Below are 25,258 nucleotides of genomic sequence, written 5' to 3' on the forward strand. Positions count from 1 at the left end.
GGTTAAGAGTCAGATTTATAATACTTCGATTTTGAGCTGCCTCCCGAACGAGTTGGACGCGGCTTTCGCTTATCTCGTTTTTGACGTCCTTTCGAATCGGATCCATTCTCTTTCTTGTAATAATCGAGGTCACCTCTGCCGGGACGCTCATCCAGATCATCCAAATCGCTTGTTTCGTTAGCTATAAGCTCATCGATGTTATTCTCCTGCATAACTACATCCGTAATATCGATATCGGATCCGGCGATGGTAGCTTTATATTCGTTCAGGGAAATAGAATCGTCAGCCACAAGCGTAATTTTCAGCCAGTAGCGGAACATCCATTTCCGACGAATGCTAAGCAATCCTTTTTCCAGATACGCCTTCAGGTATGGATTGATATAGATATCAACGGCACGATAGTCGGTAGTAGTGCGAAACTTGCTTAACCACGCATCAAGATCGGCAATAATCGTATTCTTGGTGACTACGCTGCCAGATCCACCGCACGTTGGACATACTTTTGATACAGAATTGACCACACTCGGCCGGATACGCTGACGCGTAATTTGAACCAGCCCGAAGTCACTCATGCCAATAACATTGGTCTTGGCGGGGTCTTTCTTGAACTCTTTTTTGAGTTCGTCGTAAATTTTCTTGCGGTTTTTATCATTGCGCAGATCAATAAAGTCAACGACAATAATTCCCCCGATATCTCGCAGACGCAGTTGCTTCGCTACTTCACGTGCTGCTTCAAGATTTGTTTTCAGTGAATTATCTTCCTGTTTTTCTTTGGCTGCGTAGGGTCCGGAGTTTACATCTACCACATACATGGCTTCAGTCTGCTCAAAAATAAGGTACCCACCGGATGGCATACGAACGCGCGGACTAAAGATTGAATCTACATCCTTGGCAACCTTCATAAAGTCAAAGATATGCTCACGTCCCTTGTAAAGTTCTACATTGGGAAGCATTTGCGGGGCAACCTGGCTGACATACGATTTGATTTTTTTGTGCATTTCGGGATCGTCAACCAACACGCGGTCGTATTGTTTGGCAAAAAGATCACGAACCAAGCTCTCGGTCATATCAAGATCTTTATAGAGAAGCTCGGGAGGTTCAGCTGTTTCTAGGCGTTCCAGAATGCGTTCCCATTTCTTGAGGACGTCGCGCATATCATCCTCAATAGATTGCTCATCTTGTCCTTTGGCAACTGTTCTAATGATCACACCGAATCCATCGGGAACCATTGAGCTTACGATACTCTTGAGGCGCCGACGCTCTTTGTAATTATTAATTTTGCGTGATACGGCAACGTAATCTCCCATGGGTATGAGTACAAGAAAACGTCCTGCAACGGTAATATCCGTAGAGATACGCGGTCCCTTAGAGCCAATGGGCTCTTTAACAATTTGAACCAATAACTTTTGACCGGGATTTAGAATTTTGCCCGCCCAGTTCTGTTTTTCGTAATTGGATATCTGGTTGAAATCCGTCTTTTTGAGCTCTTCACGCACATTCTTTTGAATGGCATCGCGCCCGTTAAGCATCTGAACATATTCTTTCAGATGGTCGCCGGCGTCAGAAAAGTGCAGAAAAGCGTCTTTGGGAGTACCCATGTCAATAAAAGCTGCACGGATACCGCTCATTACCTTGTGGACTTTCGCCAAGTAGATGTTACCTACCGTACGCTGGTTTTCATCAGACTCTATAAAAAGTTGAGCCAGTTCGCCATTTTCCAGCAGAGCTATCCGGGTCTGCTTTCCCGAAGCGTGAATAATGATTTGATTTTTCATTGAAATATTCTTCTTTCACGCAGTTGCTGTCCTCCGGACGTATAATCCTGATCAGTAAATCAATAGCTTTCATAGTAACAACAGTCTTACAGTTCGTTCGTCTTAGCGGGATTTCAGCAACCGCTAAATTAAAATTCCTGTTAGGAGAAAAATTTGTTTGTGTAAAAAGGTCGTATTCAGAGGAGGGTATATCTTGCAGAAAACGATCACAAGAAATCAGCGAGTTCATAAACTTCGCCGCATCCTTCAAAAAGAAGTCCAAATGCTTTCGAAAAGTGAATAAAACCTTAAGTAGTGCTTGTGAGTAAATAATATGCTGCAAAAGGTAAACCTAAACTTTTTAAAATCTCTGAATACTTGGTACAAAGTATCACATTAATATACAAGTAGTTTTGCTATTATGTAAACGGGAAATTTTGGAATGGAGTTCACGAAGGGTAGAAGATCCAAAAGATGTGCAATGTGGTGCTTAGTTGAATATAATTGTAATGCTTTTAACAATTTTTATTCTACTTCGTAAGAGTTGACACACTTTTTTTAATAGAAATATTTTTTGGGATGGATTCGATGCGAAAATTTATTTCTCACATTAACAAATCAAAGTTGTTAACCTTTTTAATAGTATTGCTTGCTGTTTCTGTATTACCCGTGCAGGCACAAGACCAAGAGCCAATTAAAGTACTATTTTTGGGAACGACCCACCTTGATAACCCGGGTAGGGATGCGATAAATCCGGATGTTCCTGATGTGCTTACCGATCAAAAGCAAAAGGAGCTAGAGGATGTTCGTGATGCTTTAGCTGAATTTAATCCCAACAAAGTTGCTTTGGAGGTTCAAATGAAGCATCAGTCAGCTTTTGACTCGTTATACCAAAAGTTTCGGGCCGGTAAACTTGATACTTTTTCAACGGGGGATTTTGGATCCAAACGCAGTGAGCACTACCAGATTGGATTTAAGTTGGCCGATCGGTTAAATCACGAGCATGTGTATGCTGTAGATCACTACATCCCAATGATGATGGGTAAGATGATGGAGTTTGCCAAAAAACACCAACCCGAGTTTTTGGAATACTTTGAACGATATAAAAGTGGTGAGCATGTACGATTGCAAGACAGCTTATTGCAAAAGGGTGCCTTGCTTGAACTCTATCAATATATCAACACGGAGGAAAGTGTCAAGAGATATCATGAACCTTATGTGCGGTCACTTGCATTGGCAAATGACACCTCTTTTGTAGGAGCAGATGTGACAGCTGATTATCACCGGAGAAACCTGCGCATTTTTGCCAATCTTATGAAAATTGCTGAGCCGGGTGATCGCATTTTTATGATGTTTGGGGCCGGTCATTCACCCTTTATACGTCCGCTGCTTAAAGATTCGCCCCGCATCGAATTTGTGGATCCGATGGATTACTTGGAGTAAGGATTAAGAAGATTAAATTTGGATATCTGGTTACGTGGCACCGCTGCCTAACTAAATTTGATTATATTCTCAAAAGCGGGGAATATTTGGATATTATCCATTATCGACTGACTCAGAAGTAGTATGTAAGATTGGATGATTGAGTTTATATCACATGTATAGCTTTGACTAATTCATCGTAAATTCTTTCGTGAAAACGGTATCTTCCGACGGTACCTGCTGTCCCTGTTGATTAATCATTAAGTCGTTTTTGTGAATGATGTTTACGGTGTGGCTGCCCTTAGATAAGTTATTTATATAGGCGTCATAAAAATAACCCTGAGGCATAGAAGGTGCTGTATCATCTCCAGGATCTGCGCGAACAATAAGAGTAGTGGAATTGTTTTCGTATTCAAATTCACCGATTACGCTAAATCCGACAGCGGCTAAATAATAACCCTTTATGGTAATTTGGTTGTCAGTTACTTCTGTGATAAACGGAGGGTTATCGTTAGGTTGTTCATTTGGCTGGAGTGGTTCAAATACCAGGCTGTCACCGTTGAAGGTTGTCTTCTGGTTTGGCGACTCTGAGGTTTGAAAATCAAACTCGGGCCTACTGTTGTTATTGTTAAACAGGCTGTTGCAGGCTACAAACCCCGCAATTATGAAAATGGTAATAAACAGTTTAAGTAAACGCATAGAAAAAGAACTTTAATTCAACTGAGCTTAAAGATATTATTTACAGGGATCTGGAATATTTGGATCGGTTGATCCGTCATTTGTTTGTGTCGTGGAACTATTACAGCTTGAGGAGCTGATAATTACGTTTTGTATAGCTACATCGGATTCACCTGCACTCGTAACTTCTACTTTTACAGCCGATTGTTGGTCGGATGAGCTTGGGTTATAAAAGGAGGTGGAATAACTGCTGCTGGTCACCCCTGAATAGCTCCATGAGTCACTTGGCGTATCTCGTCGATACCATTCGTAGTTAACCGAACCTTCGTTATCAGAAACGTTCGCTGTCCAAGTACCTTGTTCGTCGGAATTTAAACTTTGGGGGCCGCTGATTGAAACTGATAAAGCAAGATCATTAGTTACAGCTTCGTAAGCACGGATTTTGTTATGATAACCGGAAGAAGTATTAACCAATCTTTGGCGTACTTGTGGTGCTGTCATTGACGGATTATAAGCTCGTATTAGACCTGCAATCCCAGCTGCTATTGCTGTTGACGAAGAAGTTCCACCTGATCCATCATTTAATATTATATTGCCCTGTGGTTCACAAAATGCTTCTGGTGGACAACTTGAATTTACTGTGCCTCCACCGGCAAGGGCCGAGATATCTTCATACTGGTCAACGCCGTAATTTGATCCATCATCGTAAAGCCCTCCAATTCCGAACACGAAATTATATTTTTGCGGATAGTCGTGGTTTGATGGACTGCTAGGGTTACCTGTTGAAGAGAGTAAAACGATATCATCTGTGTGATAGGCATCATACATTGAATTATATACAGAAGAACTAATAAAGTCATCAGTTCCGCTAAAGCTCATTGAAAGAACATCAATATTATTATTGCGAGCCCATTCTATTGCCCAGTAAAAATCGTCACTCTCGATATTGTAAGAATCATTGTTGTTTGCACAACCTTCTGTTATGTGACAGTTTTGTGCGATTTTCATGCTAATAGTTAAACCATCCGGCATAATGCCGACATATCCTTGGCTGTTATCATTAGCACCTGCTAATCCTGTCATATATGTACCATGCCCATGGTCATCCCATTCATGACAATTGCCGTATGGTTGTCCACTGCCGCCGCTACAATTTCCAAAACTGTCGAAGTCATTGACAAAGCCTAATTTTTTTATCCCTTCAGAAGAAGAAATGAGTTTCCCGTCAGGATGATAGGAGTTTGTGCTCTGATCATAAGAAAAACCACTATCGAGAATCCCAATTCGGGCTCCAGATCCTCGCGTGTAATCCCATGCATCTAATACATTATGAAATGAATGCTTTGAGTCAGAGGGGTTTGTACCCTGCGGGCCGGCAAATAATGCTTTCATTTTCTCATTCGCATCAAAGATAGCATCACTATGAAAATAAACCGGATGTGTCTGATTAGCTTCAATATAATCTACATTCGGATTATTCAGTAAAGCAGTTACAATTCCAACAGTTCCTTTTTTTGGTAATGTAGCTGTAATAACATGCCCGTAGTCGGAGGTTTGCAGTTGTTCTACATTTTGGTTCTTTAGTAAGGCTTTAATAGCTTGCCTGCTTTGTTTATCTACCTGAGCAAATCCGGGGTGGCTTCTTTTAGAGGATTCACCGTTAGTTTTAGGCAAGGCAATAATATCAGCAGCACCAGCAGGCATTTCTTTTAGTGTCGTTCTGGCCATACTTGGTGAGGATGACTGTTTTAAAGCAATAATAACTTCATTCTCATTTTCAAGCCCCTTAAGTTTTTGGGTAAAAGCGGATGGATCAGAAGTGATAAATTTCCCGGTTTCTGAAGGACTGGAACTTTCAGAACTGCTTGTTTGGACTTTGGGAGCTTGCTTATTTGAGGGGGGGGGTATTGGTAGGAGAATTATCACTGCAACCTATGACATAAAAATTTAAAGTTATGTTGAATATATTTTTAGGATCCTTGAGGAAGGTGTTCATGATGACATAGTTTTCTTAAGAAGACTAACAACCTAAACCTTAGAATAGCACGTGGAAAAATCAAGAAAAGATTTGAGAGGGTTCTCCCAAGATGTTTCTTATGTGTTATTCGGAACTCATTTTAGAATCTCAAACGTATTCTAAAGTCTTTAAATATAGATCCTGAAACCTGTGCTCCGAAGTTTTAACGTAGGAGTATAAATTCAGGGTGACACTATCGAAAATTTTAAAAGGCTATATTATTGAACGAGTACAAAAAGTGATCTATCTTAATGCTAAAGAATGGAAAAAGTTAGCTCTTCTGACTTGGACGCTAAATACCTTATCTGGTTGCGTAGCTTCGCTGCACAACCAATAATTATTTCTGAAAAGCTATTCTTCTTGTTGCGTACGCGTAATATTAGCCCCAACGTTTATGAGCTTTTCCTCCAGATCTTCGTAGCCGCGGTCGAGGTGATAGATGCGCAACACATCCGTTTTGCCTTTGGCAACCATTCCGGCCAGCACCAAGCTAACGCTGGCGCGTAGGTCCGTACTCATTACCGAAGCTCCTTTAAGTACCGTTTTGCCCTCAACATGCGCCGTATTTTTCTTGACGTCGATATCGGCACCCAGTCGAACCAGTTCGGGCACATAACTGAACCGATCATCGTAAATGGTATCCGTCACTTTTGATTCCCCATTTGCCTGCGTCATCATCGTTGCCCACTGGGCCTGCAGGTCGGTGGGGAAACCGGGATACACTTTCGTCTCGATAGATGTGGGATTAATTTGCTCTGGAGCCTTAATCTGAATGGTGCTATTATTAATCCTCATTTCTGCCCCCGTTTTACGAAAGGTTTCCGGGAAATGACCCAAGTCATCCACATCCACATTGGTCAAGGTTACATTAGAGTTTGGATGCATGGCTGCGGCGATCATAAAAGTGCCGGTTTCAATGCGATCAGAAGCATTACGGGCGGTAATGCCCTGCAGGCTGTCCACTTTTCGAATAGTTAGGGTGTGTGTTCCGATGCCTTCAATATCAGCGCCCATTTCGGCCAACTTTTTGCAGAGGAGTACGACATCTGGTTCTTTGGCGGCATTTTTGATCGTAAATTCTTTAGCGCGAAGTACCGATGCCAGCACTAAGTTCACAGTTGCGCCAACGCTGCTGGGTTCTAAGGTAAAGGTACCACCCTCCAATTCTTCGGGAGCACTGGCGATCACATAGCCTTCGTCGAGCTGAATGTCTGCCCCCATCTCACGCATGCCATCAAGATGCAAGTCAACGGGACGCGGTCCCCATGCACATCCACCGGGCAGCGATACCTTGGCTTCACCATATTTGCCAAGCAGGGCACCGAGCATATAGAAAGAGGCACGCATCTTTCGAACGAGCTCATAGGGAGCTTCTAAATGGGTTAGATTTTTGGGATCTATGGTAAGTACGCCTTCATCCTCATTAAAATCGACTCGGCATCCCGTTACCCGAATTACATTGTTAAAGGTATAGATATCGCGCAATTTAGGAATGTTGGTAATGGTTGTAGGCGAATCACCCAGGATGGCCGCGGCCATCAAAGGAAGGGCTGCATTTTTTGATCCGCTGATTGGTATAGTGCCTTGGAGAGGGGTAGGTCCTTCAATTACAAATTTATCCACTTGCTTCTATTTCTAAAATTAGAGCGTCTTTTTCGAGTGAGTCTCCCTGTGCAACAGCGATAGATGATATTATGCCTTTAATGGGAGCTTTGAGTTCGTTTTCCATTTTCATGGCTTCTAAAATAGCAACAGGATCACCGAGTTCTACCTCATCACCTTCTTCTACCAGAACCTCCAGTATTTTACCGGGCATGGGGGCGTTAAGTTCACCTTCGCCAATTTCGCCAACCGTTTTAAAGCCCATGCGATCAAGCAACAGATCCTGTTCGTTGCGAACATCTACCGAGTGCCAGCTGCCGTTGAGGGTAAAGGTAACGGTGTGCTTGTCGTATGATACATTATCGATTTTGTAGAGTTTTGTTCCCATACGAAGCAGATAGCGACCATTTTCCTGACGGTGAAACTCATAGGAATGTGAATCATCATCAAAAACGACTTCGTTAGCATCTTCTACAATTTCGAGCTCGGTAGTGGTGTCGTCTAATACAGCTTCAAATTTCATAATTAATTCGATTTAATTTCTGCAAGTCCCTTGCTTGTAGCTTGAAAAGTAAAATCCTGCAGGTTATCAGTATCATAAAAACTGGTCAGGGCAATTTTATTGCCGCTGCGTTCATAGGCCTCCACAAAACCAAAACTTAACAGGTTGATCAGATCATCACGCAGTTCTCCCTGCAACAATCCCGTTTCTTCCATAATAACCTGGAATTTTTCCGGGAAGATGAGTCGTTCGAGAACTCTTTTTTCAGTTTTTGTAATTTTATGCTTGCCCATGGTGCTTTTGTTTTAGAGAGCTTGAAAATAGGAGGGAGATTGCTCTTTAACAACTTACTCCGGGCCAATTTTTATATCCCCGTAAGTCACCACATTTAGATCGCCGTCAAGAATGCGTATTCGATAGAGTCCGTTGGCTTGCGAGCCACCTGATTGACCGGAAATTTCCTGGCCGCTCAATTGGATGGTAACCAGTGATGGTGATGAAATATTATCACGGATGGCAATTGGCGGTTTTCCGGCTTCCGAAACAGTCTCAAAAGAATAAACTTCTAAGCGGTCAAGATTATCGACATTACTTAGGTAGATATTAATCGTCAAGTTTTGGTTAAAATCCATAGGATTCGGATAGGGAGGCTGGAAACTTGAAATGCCGGTACCTATATTAATTAATCCCCTGTACATGGGACTAATACGCCAATCATCAGGATCATTATTAGTGATTTCTCCCTGGGTTGGAGTTGCAGTATAGTTACTTGGGGCAGAAAGGGATTGGTCTTCAAACTCTCGCTGATCATTACTTTTAGAACATCCTGCAAGAATCAGGAATCCCGCTAAAAGTAAAAAAGTTAGGTATTGAGAAAATTTATTAGATAACATGAACGAAATTCCTGTAAGATACTTTCAATAATGTTTCAATTTCATCTATATAATAGGGAACTTTGGACGCTTATATAAAACAATTTTACCACTTTATTTTGAAAGTATTGAAGCAGTTTACAATCACCGGATTTTTCATTCTCTGCTTAGTTGGTGGGATGGTATTTCCAACGGGCGCACAGGCACAAGATTCACTATTGACTTACGAACATCCCCACCGTCCGCCCACGATGGAAGAGTTGTTGCAGTGGAAAGAGGTGTTCACCTATAAAGTAAAATTTGGGTTTTTTAAGCTGGGTGAGGTAAAAACAACCATTATCAAGGATACTACTTATCAGGGACAAAAAATATGGTGGCTGCGTACAGTGATAACATCAAATTCGGGGCTTCCTTTTGTCGGGGAAGAAGAAAACCATTATAACACCTTTATGGTAGAAACCGACAGTACCCCTTACACCACGCTTTATTGGCGTGACAATGTTGATGAGGACGAATTTGAGGCAGAAGTGTATGAATTTGATTACGAAAATGAGAAAGTATACCTCTTTGAGGATATGTCCCCTGTAGACACGCTGTCGTTAACAGAGCCCTCGAGTTCGGGGCAGCTTATTTTCTATTATTCCCGCTTGTTTGCGGGTACGGATCAGGATTATCGTCTTCCGGTGTATTTAGAGCGTGAAAAGGGATATATCGATGCGACGAACAGTACTAACGTTGAAATGCGTAATTACGCTGCTTTTGATGACCCGGTGAAGACATATTTTAGTGAAGGAGACGCTGATATTGATGGCCCTTTTGGATTTCGAGGAAAATTTAAGGCGTGGTATATTGCCGACGATTTGCGCGTCCCCGCCGAAGCCCACGCCAAGGTTTGGCTGGGTAATGTTAAGGTGCAACTTATTGATTATAAAAAAGAACGCAGATAGCCAATGAAAATACAGTTTAAGAAATTATCTCACGCCGAGGATTTACCGCTCCCTTCGTATGAATCAGAATTTGCAGCCGGAATGGATATTCGGGCCGCTCTTGAAGAACCAATCACCCTGCAGCCCGGTGAACGTGTGCTGATCCCATCGGGATTAAAGATGTCCATGCCGCAGGGTTACGAGGCGCAGATACGTCCCCGCAGCGGATTGGCATACAGAAATGGTATCACTATGCTGAATACGCCCGGAACCATTGATGCGGATTATCGTGGTGAGCTAAGAATGTTGGCGGTGAATCTGGGAGACGAGGTCTTTACCATAAATCACGGGGATCGTATTGCCCAGATGGTTATTGCGCCGGTGATTCAGGCTGAGATAAGTGAAGTAAAAATCCTTTCTGAAACTGATCGCGGCGACGGCGGATTTGGCAGCACGGGGGTGGAATAGGTCACAGATCTGCACAGCAGATTGTTACGGATGAATTTGAATTTTTTAAATCAGGGTCAATCTGTGGCTTAGGAAATGAATTATGCTCGATAAGATACGTCCATATATAGAGTTAGTATCACAGAACCAAAACTATCGTCGGTTGTGGCTAAGCCAGATTGTATCCAATTTTGGGGATTGGTTTGGAATATTGGCCGTGTATGCGCTTATCACCAAATATTCCGATTCTGAATTTCTGCTGGGGCTGATTATTGTCGTAAAGATGATGAGCCTTGCCAGCTTTTCACCCTTTGCAGGGTATATTACGGACCGTTTTGACCGGCGGCAATTGATGATTCTTTGCGATCTGCTGCGCGGCGTTATTGTGCTGGGATTGTTGCTGGTAGTCTCATATGAGACCCTGTGGCTGGCATATGTATTAACGGCAGTGCAGATGATGTTATCTGCTGTTTTTGAGCCCGCAAAAACATCGTCTATCCCCAATGTTACCACAGAAAAAGAGTTGGTAGATGCCAATGTGTTATCAGCAGCAAGCTGGAGCATTATTTTTACTATCGGCATGGGTATAGGGGGATTGGCAACTGCATGGCTGGGTACCGATCTGGTGTTTATCATTAATGCTTGTAGTTATCTATTGTCTGCATGGTTTATTTACCGAGCGGTTATCCCGCAAAAGAAAATGGATGCGGCCGAGCGTAAGCGAACCCGCAATCCACTAACGGGAATAAAAGAGGGGTTTCAGTACTTGTTTCGCACGCACAAAGTGTTACGTCCCACCTTGGCCAAGGGATGTTTTACGATGTTCTTGGGAGCGTTGACCTACATGCTTATTCTGGTTTCTGAGGATGTGCTGATGATGGGCAGTGTCGGGCTTGGACTGCTTTATTCGGCTCGGGGAGTAGGTACTGGCATTGGTCCTGTGGTCGGGCGACGCATTTTTAACCAGGAAAGTAGTTGGGTGCGGGCGATGGGTTTTTGTATGATTTTTGCCGGATTAATGTATTCAGTGGTTGGGTTGTCGACCAGCTTAGGGGTAATGTTACTCTTTGTTTTTATCGCCCATGCTGCGTCCGGAGCAAACTGGGTAATGAGCACCGTGCTGCTGCAGCGTCGCACGCCCGATACGTTTCGGGGACGTATCTTTAGCACGGAATGGCTGTTGTTCACGCTGGCGCAATCGGCATCAGTATTAACAGCATCGTGGATTCTCGAAACCGGGTGGCTTAGTATTCAGCAGGCTATGGTGGTATTTGCGTTGGGGCTGGCGGTGGCAGGCATGATCTGGCATTTTACAATTACTCAGCAGGAGGAGAGCTATCAATCAGAGCGTACTCAAAAAGAACAGTATGCTACAGCAAATAAGGCATAAGTATTGATAAATAAATCACCAACTTTCCAGGTATATCTATATATCTGATGATTTTATTTTAGGTCCTTCTTCCCTTGGAACATTAAACGAATCAAAATTTGAAGAAACTCGATTCTTTATATCCGGTTTTCTGCAACTTTACCAATTTTGGCGGATCGTTGGGTTATGTGTTAATTTGCTGGAGTAACACCGGCAGAGAATTGCTATGATCAACTAATTTTATTGTGTATCGCAACCCATAATTTTCAGCACAATTAAGAAATCCATAAGGGTCAATATAACCCTTATGGATAATAGAATAATTAGTTTCCGGTATAAACGATGCGCCAAATTTTTCCTTGAATCGAATCAGATACGTAAAGTGATCCATCGGGGCCGATAGCTACTCCCGTAGGTCTGTATTCGGCATCACCGGGAGATTCTATATTGTCAGTTCCGGCAAAATTGTTTGCAAATGTTTGATGTTCACCGGATGGGTTTTCTCCATTAAAAGGCAGAAAGGTAATACGATATCCTTCTTGTGTTTCCGGTGCTCGATTCCATGATCCGTGGAAAGCCACAAAGGCACCATTTTTGTATTTTTCCGGGAATTGATCTGCATTATAAAAAAGTAAATCATTGGGCGCCCAGTGAGCTGGAAATGCGTAGATAGGATCTTCAAAATCCGCAGCCCGTCCAACTTCATTACCGTCACCGCCGTATTCAGGCGCCAGCACTTTTTTTTCTTGAAAATGATCGTAATAGGTATATGGCCAGCCAAAGTTATCGCCGTCTTCAACTGAAAAGAACTCTTCAGCAGGAAGTTGAACACTTTCTTTTTTGCTAAAACGATCGGGCCACAACGCATTTAGTTGATCACGGCCGTGTTGTACAAGGTAAAGTTTGTTGGTGGCATTATTCCATTCGAGTGCAACAGCATTTCGTATACCGGTTGCGTATCGATGTCCGTCTTCCAGTTGAGTTTGTTTGGTTTGCGTTGCGGAGAACTGCCATATTCCGCCATGTTGTTCCAGCTGAGGACAAGGGTCCTGGCCCGGTGATCCCGGAGATCGCATTTCTTCTTGGCAGGCATTGGAAGGGCCGCCAATGTTCACATAGATATTATCTGCTTGATCAAAGGTAAATGACTTGGCAGCGTGTTGGCTCTGCTCTGGCAGGTCAGTAATAATTTTTTCCGGCTGGCCAGTGGGAACAATACCCTCACTTGGAAGGGAATATCTAAAAACTTCCACATCCGAACTTCGATACAGATAGCCATCGCGGATATCAATACCGGTGCCTGTATATTCTCCGAAATATTCCGTTTGGTCCGCCACACCATCGCCATCGGTATCACGCAGTGCCGCTGTGCCGCCTTCTTGTTGTTTTTCGCTCAGTGCCACATAAATATCTCCATTATCACGGACAGTTATATGGCGGGCAGGGCCAACATTTTCGGCAACAACTACGGCTTGGAACCCATCAGGAAGTTCCAATCCACCGTTATTTTCATCATAGGCAAGTTTCTGCTGACTTCCTGCCGTATCAGGCTCTGCAGTGCAGGACATTAGTGCCAAGATTACTCCTAAAATGATTCCAGTATGAGTTATTCTATACATGAGTCCCTGATTTTTTAATTAATTATTGTATTTGCTGCACATGTCGTTTTCCAATTAAAAAACTATGATCACAAAAATATTCAAATCCAAAAACTAAATAATTATTCCTTCGGTTAAAATTCGGACGATTGATGAGGTCCGAGATTCCACCCTGAGAGCACCATGAATTTTCATAGGTACCAATATTGGAGCTACTCAAAATGCTTTCTCTCTTTTTCAAAATCTTCATCCGAAACAAGTCCCTGCTGCCATAACCCCGTCAGGTAATCCATGCGTTCCATGGTGCCGGGATCGCGGTCCGGCTGTTGGGGCTTTGTATGTTCTTCTTTCTTTTGACGTTCTTTTTGGACGGAGATCGCTTTTTCAAGGGTATCCTTAAGCACAAGCGGATCAGCCATACCACGAAGCGTCATTGAAGTGGCTGTGGTTTCAAGTTCAATATTCCCAACGGATAGTTTCTTTTGAAGCCAACTTTGTTGCACAGATACATGTTCAATATTCACAAGATCAAGATTGCGCTGATATTTGTCATCACGTGAAGAAATCTGCGTGTCGCTGAAGCTATAACTGTATTTTTTGTGTCTCTTATACACCCAGTAAAGCCCTATAAATCCAACTCCAAAGAGCGGAATAAATAGTACTGAAAGCGTGTATCCGAGCAGATGATTTTTCCAGTTAGGCTGAAGTGTGATGGATCTGTTTGAATGTTGATTGGCCATAGTAATTGAACTTTATACCAGTTTATTGATCTGTTGTAAACTTAGGTAAAATTCCGGAAAGACTAAGGCGAAAAGACTAATTTTTCCAAAACAGATTTCGTATATTATCAGGCTTTCATAATCATCCGCCTCGTACAGAGGTAAGTTTTTTTGTTCATGAGATTAAAACCCTGGAAATATATTGTTGCCGTCTGGATGACCGTCGTTATCAGTGCCGGCTTTCTGATCCCCATTCCTGACATCCCCATTCTTAAAGAATCGGCGCGCAATCTGTTTTTGCATGTACCCATGTGGTTTACCATGTCGGTCTGTTTTGCAGCTGGACTTTATTACAGTATCCGTTATTTGAATAGCCCGATAATGAAATTTGATCGCAAAGCGGAAACCGCAACGCAGATAGGACTAATTTTTGGGATTTGCGGATTGCTGACCGGATCTATTTGGGCGCGCTTTACGTGGGGAACCTGGTGGACTTTTGCCGAACCGCGCATGAATCTTTCGGCGCTGGGAATGATGATTTATGTAGCGTACTTTGTATTGCGTACAGCGTTCAATAATCCCGAGAAACGAGCTAAGATTGCGGCTGTGTTCAATGTATTTGCTGCGACAACTATTCCTTTTTTACTGTATGTCATCCCGCGTCAGTTGCCGAGCTTGCATCCGGGTGCGGACGGAAATCCAGCCTTTAGCGAAATTACGGCCCCTGAATTGCGTTATATTTTTTACCCTGCGGTCATCGGATTTATTGGACTGGCGATTTGGCTCAATGATATTCTGAATCGCTACAAAACTGTAAAGCATTTAACTGATCAACAACGAGCATGAAATTTATACCTATTCAGGCACAAGAAGATACCGTTGCTGCCGTTGATACATTGACAGAAAGTTATTCCCCGAAGTGGGACGGCACTGCCGGATTGGATCAGGCAAGTCCGTTAATTCAAACGGTGGCTTCCTACGACCTCATCTTTATTGTATTGGGCGTGAGCCTTATTATTTGGTTTGTGCTTCTGTTTTTTATTATCCGTGTAGATAAAAAAGTGAATAAACTGGAAGAAGAAATTGAAAAGTCTAACGTAGAAGGAACGTCATGAAACCTAAACTGATCATTGGAATCATTGCTATTGTCGGATTTACATCACTGTTGATGTATAATTTCGGAAACAGTATAAGCACGTATGTGAATTTTGAACAGGCCGCGGGAATGGAAGGTGCCCATGTGGTAGGTCAATGGGATGACTCCCAAGATTATGGATTTTCGATGGAAACCAAACAGTTTTCCTTTTATATGGAAGATGAGGACGGTAACGTTCGTCGGGTTGTGTATCCCAAGCCCAAGCCGAACAATTTCGAAGAGGCTGATCAGTTGGTCGTAATCGGTGAGATGCAGAACGGGGTTTTTTATGCCAACGATATGTTGATGAAATGCCCATCTAAATATAACAATGCCGATGAAGCTGAATTTCAAAGAGCAATGCCCTCAAAGAGTTAACATTTCATGATTGGATTTTTAGGAAACCTTTTCGTCAATGCCGCATTTGTGAGCGCAATCCTGGCGGCCATTGGATACTTTGTTTACGCCCGGAACGATAGGGATAAGTACTTTAAAATATCGAATTGGCTGTTCGGTATACAGGGCGTTTTCCTGTTGATTGCATCGGGCTTGCTGCTGTATATCATCCTTACGCACCAGTTTAATTTCTATTACGTCTATAACTATACCAGCAGTGATCTACAGCTTAAATACCTGATATCAGCTTTTTGGGGAGGGCAGGAAGGTAGTTTTATGATCTGGATTCTGTTTTCTATTGTCATTGGGCTGGGACTTATGAAATGGACACGAAAACCATACCGCGGGCCGGTGCTCTTCTTCTTGACACTCACACAGGTTTTCTTACTGTCAATGGTATCAGGTATCTCAATTGGTGATTTTCAGCTGGGAGCTTCTCCATTTCGCTCGCTGGCTGAGGCCATGCCCAACGCCCCATTCTTGCAGTCCAACCCTGATTTTGTGCCGAAGGACGGCAAAGGACTGAACGATCTGCTCAAAAGTCCTTGGATGATGATTCATCCGCCCATTCTATTTGTGGGATTTGCAATGATGACTGTTCCGTATTGTTTTGCCATGGCTGCCCTTTGGAAGCGCAAGTATAATGAGTGGGTTGGCCCCGCACTGCCATGGACTCTGGCGGCTAATGTAGCCCTTTTGACAGCGATCTTTCTTGGTGGATACTGGGCATATGTCACGCTTTCGTTTGGTGGATACTGGGCCTGGGATCCCGTTGAAAATGCCTCCTTCGTACCATGGCTGTTAGGTACGGCAGGTATCCATACCATGATTATTCAGCGCAAAAGCTCGACCTCGCAAAAAGCTTCCATCATTTTTGCGATATTGGCTTACGTAGCTATTGTTTACGAGACCTTTTTGACGCGATCGGGTATACTGGCTGATTCTTCCGTACACAGCTTCGTAGATTTGGGATTATATAGTCAGTTAGTAGTATTTATGGGAGCGGTCACCATTATTGGTTTGGGGCTGTTTTTCTATCGATACAAAGAGTTGCCCTCTCAGCAGAAAGAGTCCAAATTTTTGAGTCGCGAGTTCATGACTTTTGCTGGGGCAATGGTACTATTCTTGATCGGGCTTGTCATAATATTGGGGACCAGCTCACCGATTATTGGTCGCTTGTTTGTGGAGAATCCTACTCCGCCCGAAGTCAGTTTTTATAACGAATGGACGATGCCGCTGGCTATAATTGCTGCAATTATGACGGTATTGGGGCAGTTTTTATTCTGGAAACGTCAAGACGCCGAATCGCTGGCGGCCGATCTGTTATGGCCGGTTGCTGTTTCGTGTGTTTTAACTTTGGCAACTATTATTATTGGGGACGTCCGAAATTTATATTACATGGTATTTCTGTTAGCTGCTTGGTTAGCAGTAATTGGCAACTCAGTGATCATGTACCGTCTCGTTCGCAAAAAACCATTACTAATAGGTGGGACACTAAGTCATGTTGGTTTTGGTGTTCTTCTGCTTGGAATATTGGCTTCATCGGCCTATAACGAAATGTTGTTGGATGATTCCGTAAAGAAATACAATGCAGCCATTGAACGGGGGGAAGTAACCGATGAACAGGGATTCCAGAAGACGCAAAAGGTAGATTTCCTGGAACTAAAGTTAAATCAGCCAAAGATTATTGATGACCGTTATAAGGTTACTTACGAGGGGTATACGCTCAAAAACCAGGAACGTCCCGGACAACAGGAATATCGCATTAAGTTTGAGCCTGCCAATGATAATGGAGAGCAGTTTGTATTAAACCCCCAGGTGTATCCGATGTTGTCATCTTCTTCCCAGTCTGATATCCAATGGTCAGTTGATCCGGATGTAGGCACCGGTTTGATGAGTGATATTTATCTATACGTAGCGGGAAGTTCATTTGTAGAGCGAAGAAACGAGGAAGCCAAAGAAGCTGCAGCAAAGCGAAGGGGCAATAATGCATCTGCAGAAGAGGATTCAGTACAAGTGCAGGAAGTAAGCATTGAGCGCGGTGAAACCATAAAAGTGGGAGAATTTGATCTCAGCTTTGATGATTATGTTGAAGTTGATAATCAGCAATTGCAGGACAGTACCATTGTAGCTATTCGTGCTAATTTAACGTTGACCCAGCGGGGCAGTGATTCTTCGGTGCCATTGCGACCATTATTTTCTATTTATGTGAAGGAGGGCGAAAATTGGACTTATGCACCGCCTATCTCCATACCCGGTTATGAGGATGCGAGTATCCAATTTACCAGCGTAGACCCCTCTAATGGAGGCATCGATCTCAAAATACGCGGTATCGATACCCAGGTAGAAGAGCAGTGGGTGTTGCTTGTTGCTGAAGAAAAACCGTTTATTTCTGTTGTTTGGCTGGGTACCTTTTTACTGATGGCTGGATTTAGCATTTCTATTTTCCGACATTGGGATAGAGAACGGAAGAAGGGGTAGGTTCAAAGGACTGTGTTATCCCGGACTCCGACCCGGGATCTTTTTACAGTACGAACTTTAACCGGATTGAGTATCATGACAATATCTTTTGTTACACGAGATCCTGTAACATGTTCAGGATGACAGGGTGTAAATGGATATCATTAGATAATGAAACAACTGCTTTCACTCATACTTTTATTTTTGGTATCCACGGTGGAAGTAGTTTGTCAACCCACATCAAATCAGCCCGATCCCAAGGTAGCATTTCTAAAATCACTGGCCGTGCCAGGTTGGGGGCATTATTATGTAGATCAAAAGAATTGGCAGCGCGGACAGTATCATCTCGTTGCGGATGCGGTTCTGATTCTCAGTTATGTAGGGTTTTCCATCCACTCAAATAATTTGCAGCAAAACTGGTACTCTTATGGGCGTCAGCATGCGGGCGTTCCAATTGAGGGGCGAAGCCGGCAGTTTCAATTGGCCGTTGAGGATTTTAATAGCCTGGAATCCTACAACGACTATCAGGCTCGCAGCCGAAATTGGGATCAGCTTTTTGATGATGTGCCAGAAAACCGATGGCAGTGGTCGAACAGTGCTGAGCGACAGAAATACGGCGATCTGCGCAGACGATTCGAGCGTATTGATCAACAGTTACCTGCGCTACTGGGATTGATGATTGTCAATCGTGTAATCAGTGGTATTAGTGCATATAATCGTGCCCAAAAGAAGCAGAATTCAACCGTTAGCAGTTCGCTTTTTTTATCTCCTTATAATTACACTGGCGGACTGATAGCTAATCTAAGGATAAAATTTTAGCGAATGCCTCGATATAAGATTTTGATAGAATTTGATGGGACCCGGTACAGCGGCTGGCAGAAACAACCCAATAGTAATACTGTTGAAGAGGAAATTGAGTCAGCATTATCCAGAATCTTGACTCAACCTGTTGATGTGATTGGACAGGGACGTACAGACAGCGGAGTGCATGCCGAAGGGCAGGTGGCCCATTTTGATTTTCCCAATGAGTTAGATCCGGATAAAATCCTGTATGCATTGCTGGGGGTATTACCGCACGATATCGCCGTCTGGGATATGCAGCAGGTTGGGAATGATTTTCATGCTCGTTTTGATGCAACTGCGCGTCGTTACCGGTATCAAATTGTTCGACGTCCGGCTCCATTGCTGCGGTCGGTTTCTGAAATGGTGCTCGATGAGCTGGACCTGGAGGCGATGCACTATTGTGCACAAAAGGTGGAGGGGACATATAATTTCGACAGCTTTACAAAGCCGGATAACGAAACCCCAGATTCGATTTGTGAAGTAACCGAATCGTCATTTACTGAAAACGGTTACCAACTTTGTTACCATATCGAAGCCAATCGGTTTGTTCGTCACATGGTGCGGAGGTTGGTGGGAACCATGATCGAGGTGGGAAAGGGCAGCAGAATGGTCAAAGAGTTTGAAGATATGATTGATAAACCCAGCAAAAATAAGAACGCCCATGGAGCCGCTGCGCAGGGGCTTATTCTGGAAAAAGTTACCTACTAAAAAAGCTAAAAAAATTCTTGACTCGGGTTACCTAAATCTATTATATTTGTGCTCTCTTTGAAACGGTTGAAAGATATTTAAACGAGTTACATTCCTCGGTAGCTCAGCGGCAGAGCAATCGGCTGTTAACCGATGGGTCGTAGGTTCGAATCCTACCCGGGGAGCAAAAAGGCTTCATCTTTATAGGTGAAGCCTTTTTTATTTTGTGCCGGCCTTTTTTCAGCCATTTATGCTGAATTTCCCAATAAATTAGGTCAGTCTTCTGTTAGGTTAGTAAATTCGATTGCATCAATAATCACGGTTCCAGTTCCATCAAGTTTTAGTCCCACACTGCCCGCCTCGGGGGCATTCCCGTGACCATGGACGACCATCTCTTTGTTGGTACAGGCCCGGAAGTGAGTGCCGTTGCCCACAGTACGAATAAACAGCATGCCCGACGCAGAGTAGGATTCTTCGGCAAAGACTTTACGGTTGCCCTCGCTGACACGTCCTTGTGAAATAGTGCCATCGGAAGAGAGCGTCACAAAATCATAGTTTTGGGCATCCTGCACGTGGTTGACGAGCGAAATATCTCCCTCAAAATCAGACAGGTCCAGGTAGTAATCGACCTGCACATTTTGGAATGAGTTATGGCCGGTAAAGAAATTCGTCAGGGAGTCTCCGCTCAATTGCAGCAGGTAGTTATCACCACTTTTAACTACAGTGGGCTGCAGATCTTGAATAGAGCCTTCCAGCCAGAGGAAGTTTTTGAGCAGTGTGCTCACCGCATTGGACCCCATATCCCATGACCAATTGCCGTTTTCCTGAACGGTGAAGGTAGTACCTGTTTCAACTGTCAGGCTGTCGGTTGCGACAGAAGTGCTTTCCTCCTGTTGTAACAACTGACCGGTACCCGCTCCATAACCAAATACCAGTTCAGCTCCGTTATCGCCGGTTTCATAGAGGAAGAACACCCCAGGCAGGGCAAGGACAAACAGCCCAATTCTGATCGCTTTTTGATCCATCCTTTGATACCAGTGGAGCAGAATTCGCAACACAGCATATATCCCAAAGAACCATACCGTCCAGAGGGCCCAGTCGCTATGGTCGTTTAAGACTGATTGCGCTTCAGACGGCAGAAACACGCTATCAGCCGCAAGGGTCCCCGTATAGTAAGCGGCAATAGCCGAAACAGCGCCAAACCCGTAAAGAATTGTTGTTTTCAGGTCATCCCACCAGTTATCGGGTAGAAAGAAGTTTAGCAAATCCATCAACACTGCCAGCAGAATAATGGCTATTGGGAAATGAACAAGGATCGGGTGAATGTTGGGGGCCCATTCGGGAATTAATTCCATAACAAGAGTTTCTATTAATTATAACAGTTGCGTATAAGCGAATGCGGATATTCCTAAAACATTAATGATAATAAATATGGAAACAGCAATTTTCTTGATTTTACCACCACCCTCCATGTCCATCATCTTCATTTCATGGGTTTGCATATACTTTTTGTGCAGCCAGATAAGTATGCCGGCTATCCAGATAAAAATGAGATTCATCCAGAAGGTATAGTCAATTTTGAATTGCGTGATCTCCGATACGCCCCGCCTGCTTTCCGGGACGATACCCAGAAACGAGAAGAGTCCGTTTAGGATCAAGGCCGTAAGAACAATGCTGACAAACATGATTCCGGCAATATACAGGGCCACCCGCCAGCCGTAGTATTTGGCATTAATGTGGACCAGCGGCGGTACCATCAGATCAGAATAGATAAAGCCCATGATACCGGCAAACAGCACTCCGTTTTGATTGAGCACCGTCGCCAGTGGTATGTTACCCATAGAACCGATAAAGGTAGCAGCGGCTACAAAGGGAGCAACTAAAGCGTTCTCAAGCGTTACCAGCCAGCCCGGCAGGTGCTGGGCTTCGGTCAGAAACAGGCTTGCCCAGAACGATTCGGGGACCAGCACGGCCACAAATCCAGCAATGGTAAAACCGATCAGGATATCCTCCCAGGCCATCTTCCAATCGTTGACAAATTTATGTCCCACCAGTTGCCATCCTTCCTTACTTTTGATGCGCTTTTTCCAGTCAAAATCTTCGGTCAGTCCGTCGTCATCCTGTTCCACTTTTTCGCGGGCGGCCTCCAGCCAGCTTTCGGGATAGGTCCATTTGATGAGCAGGCTGCTAATGGCAATAAGGACAAGTCCGCCAATAAGTTCAGCGGCCAGGAATTGCCATCCAAGAAAGATGAGGATCAGAATACCAAGCTCAATAACCAGATTGGTGGAAGCAAACATAAACGCTACGGCCGCTATAAAGTGTGCTCCTTTTTTGACCAGGGAACGGGCCGCTGCCAGGGCGGCAAACGAGCAGGATGAGGAGGCCGCGCCAAAGAAAGTGGACAGTGAAATGCTTTTGAAATCAGCTTCTCCCATATATTTGGTAAGCTCTTTTTTGGGGACAAAGGCCTGGATCATCCCGCTGACAAAATAGCCCAGCACAAAAGCCCAGCCGGCTTTCCAGAAAAAACCAAGCGCTGTTTTTGCTGATTCGCCATATAGACTTAAAAAATCCATGAGTACTAATGGTTGCTAACTTTTTGCTTTCAAATGCATACCCCCAGTCGTTCAAACCGGGCGCATGGTATTAGATTATAATGGGATATTAAAGTACTTGATTAATAAATAACTATATCAGTTAAAATCACTTAAGTAATTCATTTTTTCTCTTATTAAATTCCTCTTCATCAATTTCGCCCTCAGCATACCGGCGTTTAAGGATTTCCATGGGTGTTTCTTTAGGCTGACTCTGACTGGATGGACCAGAGTTCATTACGGCCCGGACAGCAACTATGACCAGCGCGATAATTAAAAACCACCAGATAACCATCATCCATCCGCCTCCAAAGAAATTGAAATCATGCATAAGATCTCACCACTGTGTTGTTTAATATTAATTAAAGTAGAATCAACCATTAAAACCACATGCGAACGCCGCCGAGCAAACTCAGATTACTCACATGCCCGCCGTCCGCGCGAGCCATATCGGCAGTTTCGCCCAGCTTGCGTTCCCAGTTGATGCCGATGTAGGGGGCAAATTCCCGCGCAAACTCATAGCGAAGCCGAAAGCCGAGCCCGATATTCTGGAATCCGGACCCGACGCCCCATTCCGGAACATCCTGCAGGGCCACACTGGTTTCGAAAATAGGCTGACCGATCAGTCGCTGCGTAAATAGCAGGTCATACTCCGCTTCCAATGAGACAGAAATATCACCGTCCTCGCTGACAAACATACCGCCATCAACGTGGAAGAAGTAGGGGGCCATGCCTTGCAGGCCAATTACCGCAAAACCTCGGGACTTGTTGCCCCCACCTTCATAGGCCAGGTCGTATCTGATTCCTCCCTGAATGTCAAAGTAAGGACCAATGGCCCGACTGTAGAGCCCCTGGAATTCCATTTCGGCTTCGCTCTCTGTGGTTAGCGCTTCGCCGTGAGATTTGAACCAAAATTTGTTCAGATCTTTGCCTACATACCCTTGAACCTCCCACATCAGGGGATTGACGCCGCTAACACTGCGGTATTCCAACTTTTCAGCAATCAGATAGACGTAGGTTTTATCGTCCATCATCAAGTCGTTGCTGAACTCAGGTGCTTTTTGGGCAAAGGCCGAGCTGCCGGTGATTATGATGATCGCTAAGATAGTGAGAATGAATGATGAGGTGCGTTTAATCATGGTCATTATGGTGCAATTTTGTATGTCAGATAAAATTCGTTTATAAAATTTCTTTGATCCAAAATGGATTATTGGATTAAACTGTGGGTCAATCTCCCTAAATCCCTCTTCTCCAAGAGGGACTAATAGTGGCCTTGTAGCAACTTGGCTAAATTGTAATTCAGGTGTTCCTCCTTGAAGAAGGAGGACAGGAGGATTGAGATTTCGAATAAATGGGTTTCTTTTAGATTGTTTGAGGTCATTGGTTATAAATACGTGTCTATGAATAGTCCTGTCCGTAGATGCTGCCGTCTTCATCGGCCACCTGGACCACGCGAAACATGCCGCGTTCCATGTGGTAGAGGATGTGGCAGTGGAAAGCCCAGCGCCCTTTGTCGCGCGGCGTGATGAGTGCCGAAATCCGCTGGGCCGGTTGTACCAACAGAGTATGCTGGCGGGGATTGTATTGCCCGTTTCCGTTTTCCAGCTCCATCCACATGCCGTGCAGGTGAATGGGGTGTTCCATCATCGTATCGTTGACCAGCGTGAGCCGGAGTCGCTCGTTGTGGGCAAATTCAATAGGACCATCCACTTCATGAAACTGCTCGCCGTCAAATGACCACATGTAGCGTTCCATGTTCCCGGTCAGGTGCAGTTCTACTTCACGCTGGGCATCGCGGGTGTCTTTATTGGGACGCAGGCTTTTTAGATCGTTATAGACCAGTACTTTTCGTCCGTCGTTGCCAAGACCAATACCGGGTTCATCGAGCCGGTCAAACTGGTTTTGGGCAACGGCCGCTGCGCCCGGTCCGTGCTTGTCGGGACCGTGTTTGACGGGGAATTTGGAGTCTTTGGACATATCCATATCTCCGTGGTTCATATCGCCATGATCCATGTTCTCCATGTCATCACCTTCCATATCCATGTCCCCCATAGCCATCATCATGCCCATGTCTCTCATACTGCGTTTGGGACGGGGACGAAGGTCCGGCACCGGGGCTTCCATCCCTTCGCGCGGGGCCAGCGTGCCGCGGGCATAGCCGCTACGGTCGAGGGATTCAGCAAAAATGGTATACGGTTTTTCTTCTTTGGGTTCTACAATTACATCATAGGTTTCGGCAATACCGATCCGGAACTCCTCGATGGGTACCGGCTCTACATTTTGGCCGTCGGCGGCTATCACCGTCATCTCCAGGCCGGGAATGCGAACATCAAAGGCCGTGGTTCCAGCAGAAGCATTGATAAATCGCAGGCGCACTTTTTCACCTTTTTGGAACAAGGCGTTCCAGTTGGAATTGGGACCACGTCCATTCATCAGATACGTATAGGTCGCACCGGTGACGTCCAACAGATCCGTGGCGCTCATCCGCATATTGCCGAACATGGCATAGTCTTTAATGGTGTCGCCAAGACCGTTCTTTTTAACATCATTGAAAAACTCTCCAAGATCTCGCTTCTGGTAGTTGTAATAGCCCTCCATTTTGATGTTGTTGGCTAACACATCGTGAGGATCTTCGAACGTCCAGTCGGAAAGTACAATCGGGTATTCACGGTCGTATTCGACCGGATCTTCATCGGCCGGATCGATAATCATGGGTCCGTAGTGACCGAGCTGTTCTTGCAGGCCGGAGTGACTGTGATACCAGTAGGTACCGCTCTGCCGCACCGGGTAGCGGTATTTGAAGGTTTCTCCGGGGGCGATGCCGTCAAAGCTGACGCCGGGTACGCCATCCATTTGGAAAGGCAACAGGATGCCGTGCCAGTGGATGGAAGTCGTATCATCCAGCTCGTTGGTTACTCGAAGCATTACGTCTTGTCCTTCCTGCAGGCGGATTAAGGGTCCCGGCACTGAACCGTTTATACCTATGGCTTCGCCGCTTTTTCCATCGATCTGGTGTGCCATTTTGCCGATGGTCAGATCAATAACATTGTCGGGGCCTTTGGGAGTTAACACTTCTCGTTTCTCACTGCCGAAGCCCGCTAACGCGTAGCCCGGTAATACTGCACTTGCCCCGGCAAAAGCTGCCAGGGAGCCAGCATATCGGAGAAAGGTGCGGCGATTCATACCATTATTGTTATAGTCACTCATAAATCAGCGTAACCTATTGTTTTTCAA

At 44.5% G+C, this 25,258-nt stretch carries 24 protein-coding genes and 1 tRNA gene; 11 read left to right on the forward strand and 14 right to left on the reverse strand.

Annotation, left to right across the window (positions count from 1 at the left end; genetic code table 11):
* Positions 1–2 precede the first annotated feature (2 nt).
* The gene (locus tag ACT3IB_RS00385) at positions 3–1,775 is read right to left on the reverse strand and encodes an Rne/Rng family ribonuclease (RefSeq protein WP_491537033.1); all 1,773 of its coding nucleotides are present in this window, start codon (positions 1,773–1,775) and stop codon (positions 3–5) included.
* Positions 1,776–2,333: 558 nt separating this feature from the next.
* Here ACT3IB_RS00385 and ACT3IB_RS00390 point away from each other — a divergent pair.
* Positions 2,334–3,197: a DUF5694 domain-containing protein gene (locus ACT3IB_RS00390; protein ID WP_491537034.1), complete on the forward strand. Its 864-nt coding sequence runs from the start codon at positions 2,334–2,336 to the stop codon at positions 3,195–3,197.
* 168 nt (positions 3,198–3,365) lie between these two features.
* Here the strand turns inward: ACT3IB_RS00390 and ACT3IB_RS00395 are convergent, their stop codons facing one another.
* The 6 genes from ACT3IB_RS00395 to ACT3IB_RS00420 all read right to left on the reverse strand — a co-directional run bounded on the left by ACT3IB_RS00395 (position 3,366) and on the right by ACT3IB_RS00420 (position 8,868).
* Positions 3,366–3,875, reverse strand: coding sequence for a hypothetical protein (locus tag ACT3IB_RS00395; protein WP_491537035.1), 510 nt, complete (start codon positions 3,873–3,875; stop codon positions 3,366–3,368).
* 36 nt (positions 3,876–3,911) lie between these two features.
* Positions 3,912–5,582 carry a S8/S53 family peptidase gene (locus ACT3IB_RS00400; RefSeq protein WP_491537036.1) on the reverse strand — a complete coding sequence of 557 codons (1,671 nt, stop codon included), beginning with the start codon at positions 5,580–5,582 and terminating at the stop codon, positions 3,912–3,914.
* Between the two features lie 640 nt (positions 5,583–6,222).
* Entirely contained in the window at positions 6,223–7,494 is a 1,272-nt protein-coding gene (gene murA, locus ACT3IB_RS00405) for a UDP-N-acetylglucosamine 1-carboxyvinyltransferase (RefSeq protein ID WP_491537037.1), read from the reverse strand.
* Positions 7,487–7,996 carry an acyl-CoA carboxylase biotin carboxyl carrier protein subunit gene (locus ACT3IB_RS00410; protein ID WP_491537038.1) on the reverse strand — a complete coding sequence of 170 codons (510 nt, stop codon included), beginning with the start codon at positions 7,994–7,996 and terminating at the stop codon, positions 7,487–7,489. The genes murA and ACT3IB_RS00410 overlap by 8 nt, the downstream gene beginning before the upstream one ends.
* A 2-nt stretch (positions 7,997–7,998) precedes the next feature.
* Positions 7,999–8,268, reverse strand: coding sequence for a hypothetical protein (locus ACT3IB_RS00415; protein ID WP_322576599.1), 270 nt, complete (start codon positions 8,266–8,268; stop codon positions 7,999–8,001).
* A 54-nt stretch (positions 8,269–8,322) separates the two neighbouring features.
* Positions 8,323–8,868: a hypothetical protein gene (locus tag ACT3IB_RS00420; protein WP_491537039.1), complete on the reverse strand. Its 546-nt coding sequence runs from the start codon at positions 8,866–8,868 to the stop codon at positions 8,323–8,325.
* 98 nt (positions 8,869–8,966) lie between these two features.
* Between ACT3IB_RS00420 and ACT3IB_RS00425 the strand changes: the two genes are divergently transcribed.
* The 3 genes from ACT3IB_RS00425 (at position 8,967) to ACT3IB_RS00435 (ending at position 11,610) form a co-directional block, all read left to right on the forward strand.
* Positions 8,967–9,794, forward strand: coding sequence for a DUF3108 domain-containing protein (locus ACT3IB_RS00425; protein WP_491537040.1), 828 nt, complete (start codon positions 8,967–8,969; stop codon positions 9,792–9,794).
* A gap of 3 nt (positions 9,795–9,797) precedes the next feature.
* Positions 9,798–10,241 carry a dUTP diphosphatase gene (gene dut / locus ACT3IB_RS00430; protein WP_491537041.1) on the forward strand — a complete coding sequence of 148 codons (444 nt, stop codon included), beginning with the start codon at positions 9,798–9,800 and terminating at the stop codon, positions 10,239–10,241.
* An 82-nt stretch (positions 10,242–10,323) separates the two neighbouring features.
* Positions 10,324–11,610 carry an MFS transporter gene (locus tag ACT3IB_RS00435; RefSeq protein WP_491537042.1) on the forward strand — a complete coding sequence of 429 codons (1,287 nt, stop codon included), beginning with the start codon at positions 10,324–10,326 and terminating at the stop codon, positions 11,608–11,610.
* A 302-nt stretch (positions 11,611–11,912) separates the two neighbouring features.
* On the opposite strand, the gene ACT3IB_RS00440 is transcribed toward ACT3IB_RS00435, so the two are convergent.
* Both ACT3IB_RS00440 and ACT3IB_RS00445 read right to left on the reverse strand, forming a co-directional pair.
* Positions 11,913–13,208 (reverse strand): PQQ-dependent sugar dehydrogenase, encoded by a 1,296-nt coding sequence (locus tag ACT3IB_RS00440; RefSeq protein ID WP_491537043.1) that lies wholly within the window; start codon positions 13,206–13,208, stop codon positions 11,913–11,915.
* Between the two features lie 191 nt (positions 13,209–13,399).
* Positions 13,400–13,927 (reverse strand): PH domain-containing protein, encoded by a 528-nt coding sequence (locus tag ACT3IB_RS00445; RefSeq protein WP_491537044.1) that lies wholly within the window; start codon positions 13,925–13,927, stop codon positions 13,400–13,402.
* A gap of 156 nt (positions 13,928–14,083) precedes the next feature.
* On the opposite strand from ACT3IB_RS00445, the gene ccsA reads away from it, so the two are divergent.
* From ccsA to ACT3IB_RS00480, 7 genes are all read left to right on the forward strand, one after another.
* Positions 14,084–14,752: a cytochrome c biogenesis protein CcsA gene (ccsA, locus tag ACT3IB_RS00450; RefSeq protein ID WP_491537045.1), complete on the forward strand. Its 669-nt coding sequence runs from the start codon at positions 14,084–14,086 to the stop codon at positions 14,750–14,752.
* Positions 14,749–15,021, forward strand: a complete 273-nt coding sequence (locus ACT3IB_RS00455; RefSeq protein WP_491537046.1) for a CcmD family protein — start codon at positions 14,749–14,751, stop codon at positions 15,019–15,021. The genes ccsA and ACT3IB_RS00455 overlap by 4 nt, the downstream gene beginning before the upstream one ends.
* Positions 15,018–15,419, forward strand: a complete 402-nt coding sequence (locus ACT3IB_RS00460; protein ID WP_491537047.1) for a cytochrome c maturation protein CcmE domain-containing protein — start codon at positions 15,018–15,020, stop codon at positions 15,417–15,419. The genes ACT3IB_RS00455 and ACT3IB_RS00460 overlap by 4 nt, the downstream gene beginning before the upstream one ends.
* Before the next feature lie 6 nt (positions 15,420–15,425).
* Positions 15,426–17,918: a heme lyase CcmF/NrfE family subunit gene (locus ACT3IB_RS00465; protein WP_491537048.1), complete on the forward strand. Its 2,493-nt coding sequence runs from the start codon at positions 15,426–15,428 to the stop codon at positions 17,916–17,918.
* A gap of 150 nt (positions 17,919–18,068) precedes the next feature.
* Positions 18,069–18,716, forward strand: coding sequence for a hypothetical protein (locus ACT3IB_RS00470; RefSeq protein WP_491537049.1), 648 nt, complete (start codon positions 18,069–18,071; stop codon positions 18,714–18,716).
* 3 nt (positions 18,717–18,719) lie between these two features.
* Positions 18,720–19,448 (forward strand): tRNA pseudouridine(38-40) synthase TruA, encoded by a 729-nt coding sequence (gene truA, locus ACT3IB_RS00475; protein WP_491537050.1) that lies wholly within the window; start codon positions 18,720–18,722, stop codon positions 19,446–19,448.
* Between the two features lie 92 nt (positions 19,449–19,540).
* Positions 19,541–19,612, forward strand: a tRNA-Asn gene (locus tag ACT3IB_RS00480).
* 90 nt (positions 19,613–19,702) lie between these two features.
* On the opposite strand, the gene ACT3IB_RS00485 is transcribed toward ACT3IB_RS00480, so the two are convergent.
* From ACT3IB_RS00485 to ACT3IB_RS00505, 5 genes are all read right to left on the reverse strand, one after another.
* Entirely contained in the window at positions 19,703–20,782 is a 1,080-nt protein-coding gene (locus tag ACT3IB_RS00485) for a DUF2231 domain-containing protein (protein ID WP_491537051.1), read from the reverse strand.
* An 18-nt stretch (positions 20,783–20,800) separates the two neighbouring features.
* Positions 20,801–22,006, reverse strand: a complete 1,206-nt coding sequence (locus ACT3IB_RS00490) for a permease (RefSeq protein WP_491537052.1) — start codon at positions 22,004–22,006, stop codon at positions 20,801–20,803.
* A 127-nt stretch (positions 22,007–22,133) separates the two neighbouring features.
* Positions 22,134–22,355 carry an SHOCT domain-containing protein gene (locus tag ACT3IB_RS00495; RefSeq protein ID WP_491537053.1) on the reverse strand — a complete coding sequence of 74 codons (222 nt, stop codon included), beginning with the start codon at positions 22,353–22,355 and terminating at the stop codon, positions 22,134–22,136.
* Between the two features lie 49 nt (positions 22,356–22,404).
* Complete coding sequence (locus ACT3IB_RS00500; RefSeq protein WP_491537054.1) at positions 22,405–23,460, reverse strand: copper resistance protein B; 1,056 nt, start codon at positions 23,458–23,460, stop codon at positions 22,405–22,407.
* Positions 23,423–25,231, reverse strand: a complete 1,809-nt coding sequence (locus ACT3IB_RS00505; protein ID WP_491537055.1) for a copper resistance system multicopper oxidase — start codon at positions 25,229–25,231, stop codon at positions 23,423–23,425. Before ACT3IB_RS00505 ends, ACT3IB_RS00500 begins: the two co-directional genes overlap by 38 nt.
* Between the last annotated feature and the right edge of the window lie 27 nt (positions 25,232–25,258).

Source organism: Fodinibius sp. GM21 (assembly GCF_058386955.1).

Coding starts and splice junctions, on each gene's coding strand:
- ACT3IB_RS00410 (WP_491537038.1), bottom strand. CDS start 7,996: ATGAAATTTGAAGCTGTATTAGACGACACCACTACCGAGCTCGAAATT.
- ACT3IB_RS00500 (WP_491537054.1), bottom strand. CDS start 23,460: ATGAAGACGGCAGCATCTACGGACAGGACTATTCATAGACACGTATTT.
- ACT3IB_RS00385 (WP_491537033.1), bottom strand. CDS start 1,775: ATGAAAAATCAAATCATTATTCACGCTTCGGGAAAGCAGACCCGGATA.
- ACT3IB_RS00435 (WP_491537042.1), top strand. CDS start 10,324: ATGCTCGATAAGATACGTCCATATATAGAGTTAGTATCACAGAACCAA.
- ACT3IB_RS00460 (WP_491537047.1), top strand. CDS start 15,018: ATGAAACCTAAACTGATCATTGGAATCATTGCTATTGTCGGATTTACA.
- ACT3IB_RS00400 (WP_491537036.1), bottom strand. CDS start 5,582: ATGGCCAGAACGACACTAAAAGAAATGCCTGCTGGTGCTGCTGATATT.
- truA (WP_491537050.1), top strand. CDS start 18,720: ATGCCTCGATATAAGATTTTGATAGAATTTGATGGGACCCGGTACAGC.
- ACT3IB_RS00440 (WP_491537043.1), bottom strand. CDS start 13,208: ATGTATAGAATAACTCATACTGGAATCATTTTAGGAGTAATCTTGGCA.
- ACT3IB_RS00490 (WP_491537052.1), bottom strand. CDS start 22,006: ATGGATTTTTTAAGTCTATATGGCGAATCAGCAAAAACAGCGCTTGGT.
- ACT3IB_RS00455 (WP_491537046.1), top strand. CDS start 14,749: ATGAAATTTATACCTATTCAGGCACAAGAAGATACCGTTGCTGCCGTT.
- ACT3IB_RS00470 (WP_491537049.1), top strand. CDS start 18,069: ATGAAACAACTGCTTTCACTCATACTTTTATTTTTGGTATCCACGGTG.
- ACT3IB_RS00495 (WP_491537053.1), bottom strand. CDS start 22,355: ATGCATGATTTCAATTTCTTTGGAGGCGGATGGATGATGGTTATCTGG.
- ACT3IB_RS00505 (WP_491537055.1), bottom strand. CDS start 25,231: ATGAGTGACTATAACAATAATGGTATGAATCGCCGCACCTTTCTCCGA.
- ACT3IB_RS00395 (WP_491537035.1), bottom strand. CDS start 3,875: ATGCGTTTACTTAAACTGTTTATTACCATTTTCATAATTGCGGGGTTT.
- ccsA (WP_491537045.1), top strand. CDS start 14,084: ATGAGATTAAAACCCTGGAAATATATTGTTGCCGTCTGGATGACCGTC.
- ACT3IB_RS00415 (WP_322576599.1), bottom strand. CDS start 8,268: ATGGGCAAGCATAAAATTACAAAAACTGAAAAAAGAGTTCTCGAACGA.
- ACT3IB_RS00420 (WP_491537039.1), bottom strand. CDS start 8,868: ATGTTATCTAATAAATTTTCTCAATACCTAACTTTTTTACTTTTAGCG.
- ACT3IB_RS00485 (WP_491537051.1), bottom strand. CDS start 20,782: ATGGAATTAATTCCCGAATGGGCCCCCAACATTCACCCGATCCTTGTT.
- ACT3IB_RS00390 (WP_491537034.1), top strand. CDS start 2,334: ATGGATTCGATGCGAAAATTTATTTCTCACATTAACAAATCAAAGTTG.
- ACT3IB_RS00465 (WP_491537048.1), top strand. CDS start 15,426: ATGATTGGATTTTTAGGAAACCTTTTCGTCAATGCCGCATTTGTGAGC.
- ACT3IB_RS00445 (WP_491537044.1), bottom strand. CDS start 13,927: ATGGCCAATCAACATTCAAACAGATCCATCACACTTCAGCCTAACTGG.
- dut (WP_491537041.1), top strand. CDS start 9,798: ATGAAAATACAGTTTAAGAAATTATCTCACGCCGAGGATTTACCGCTC.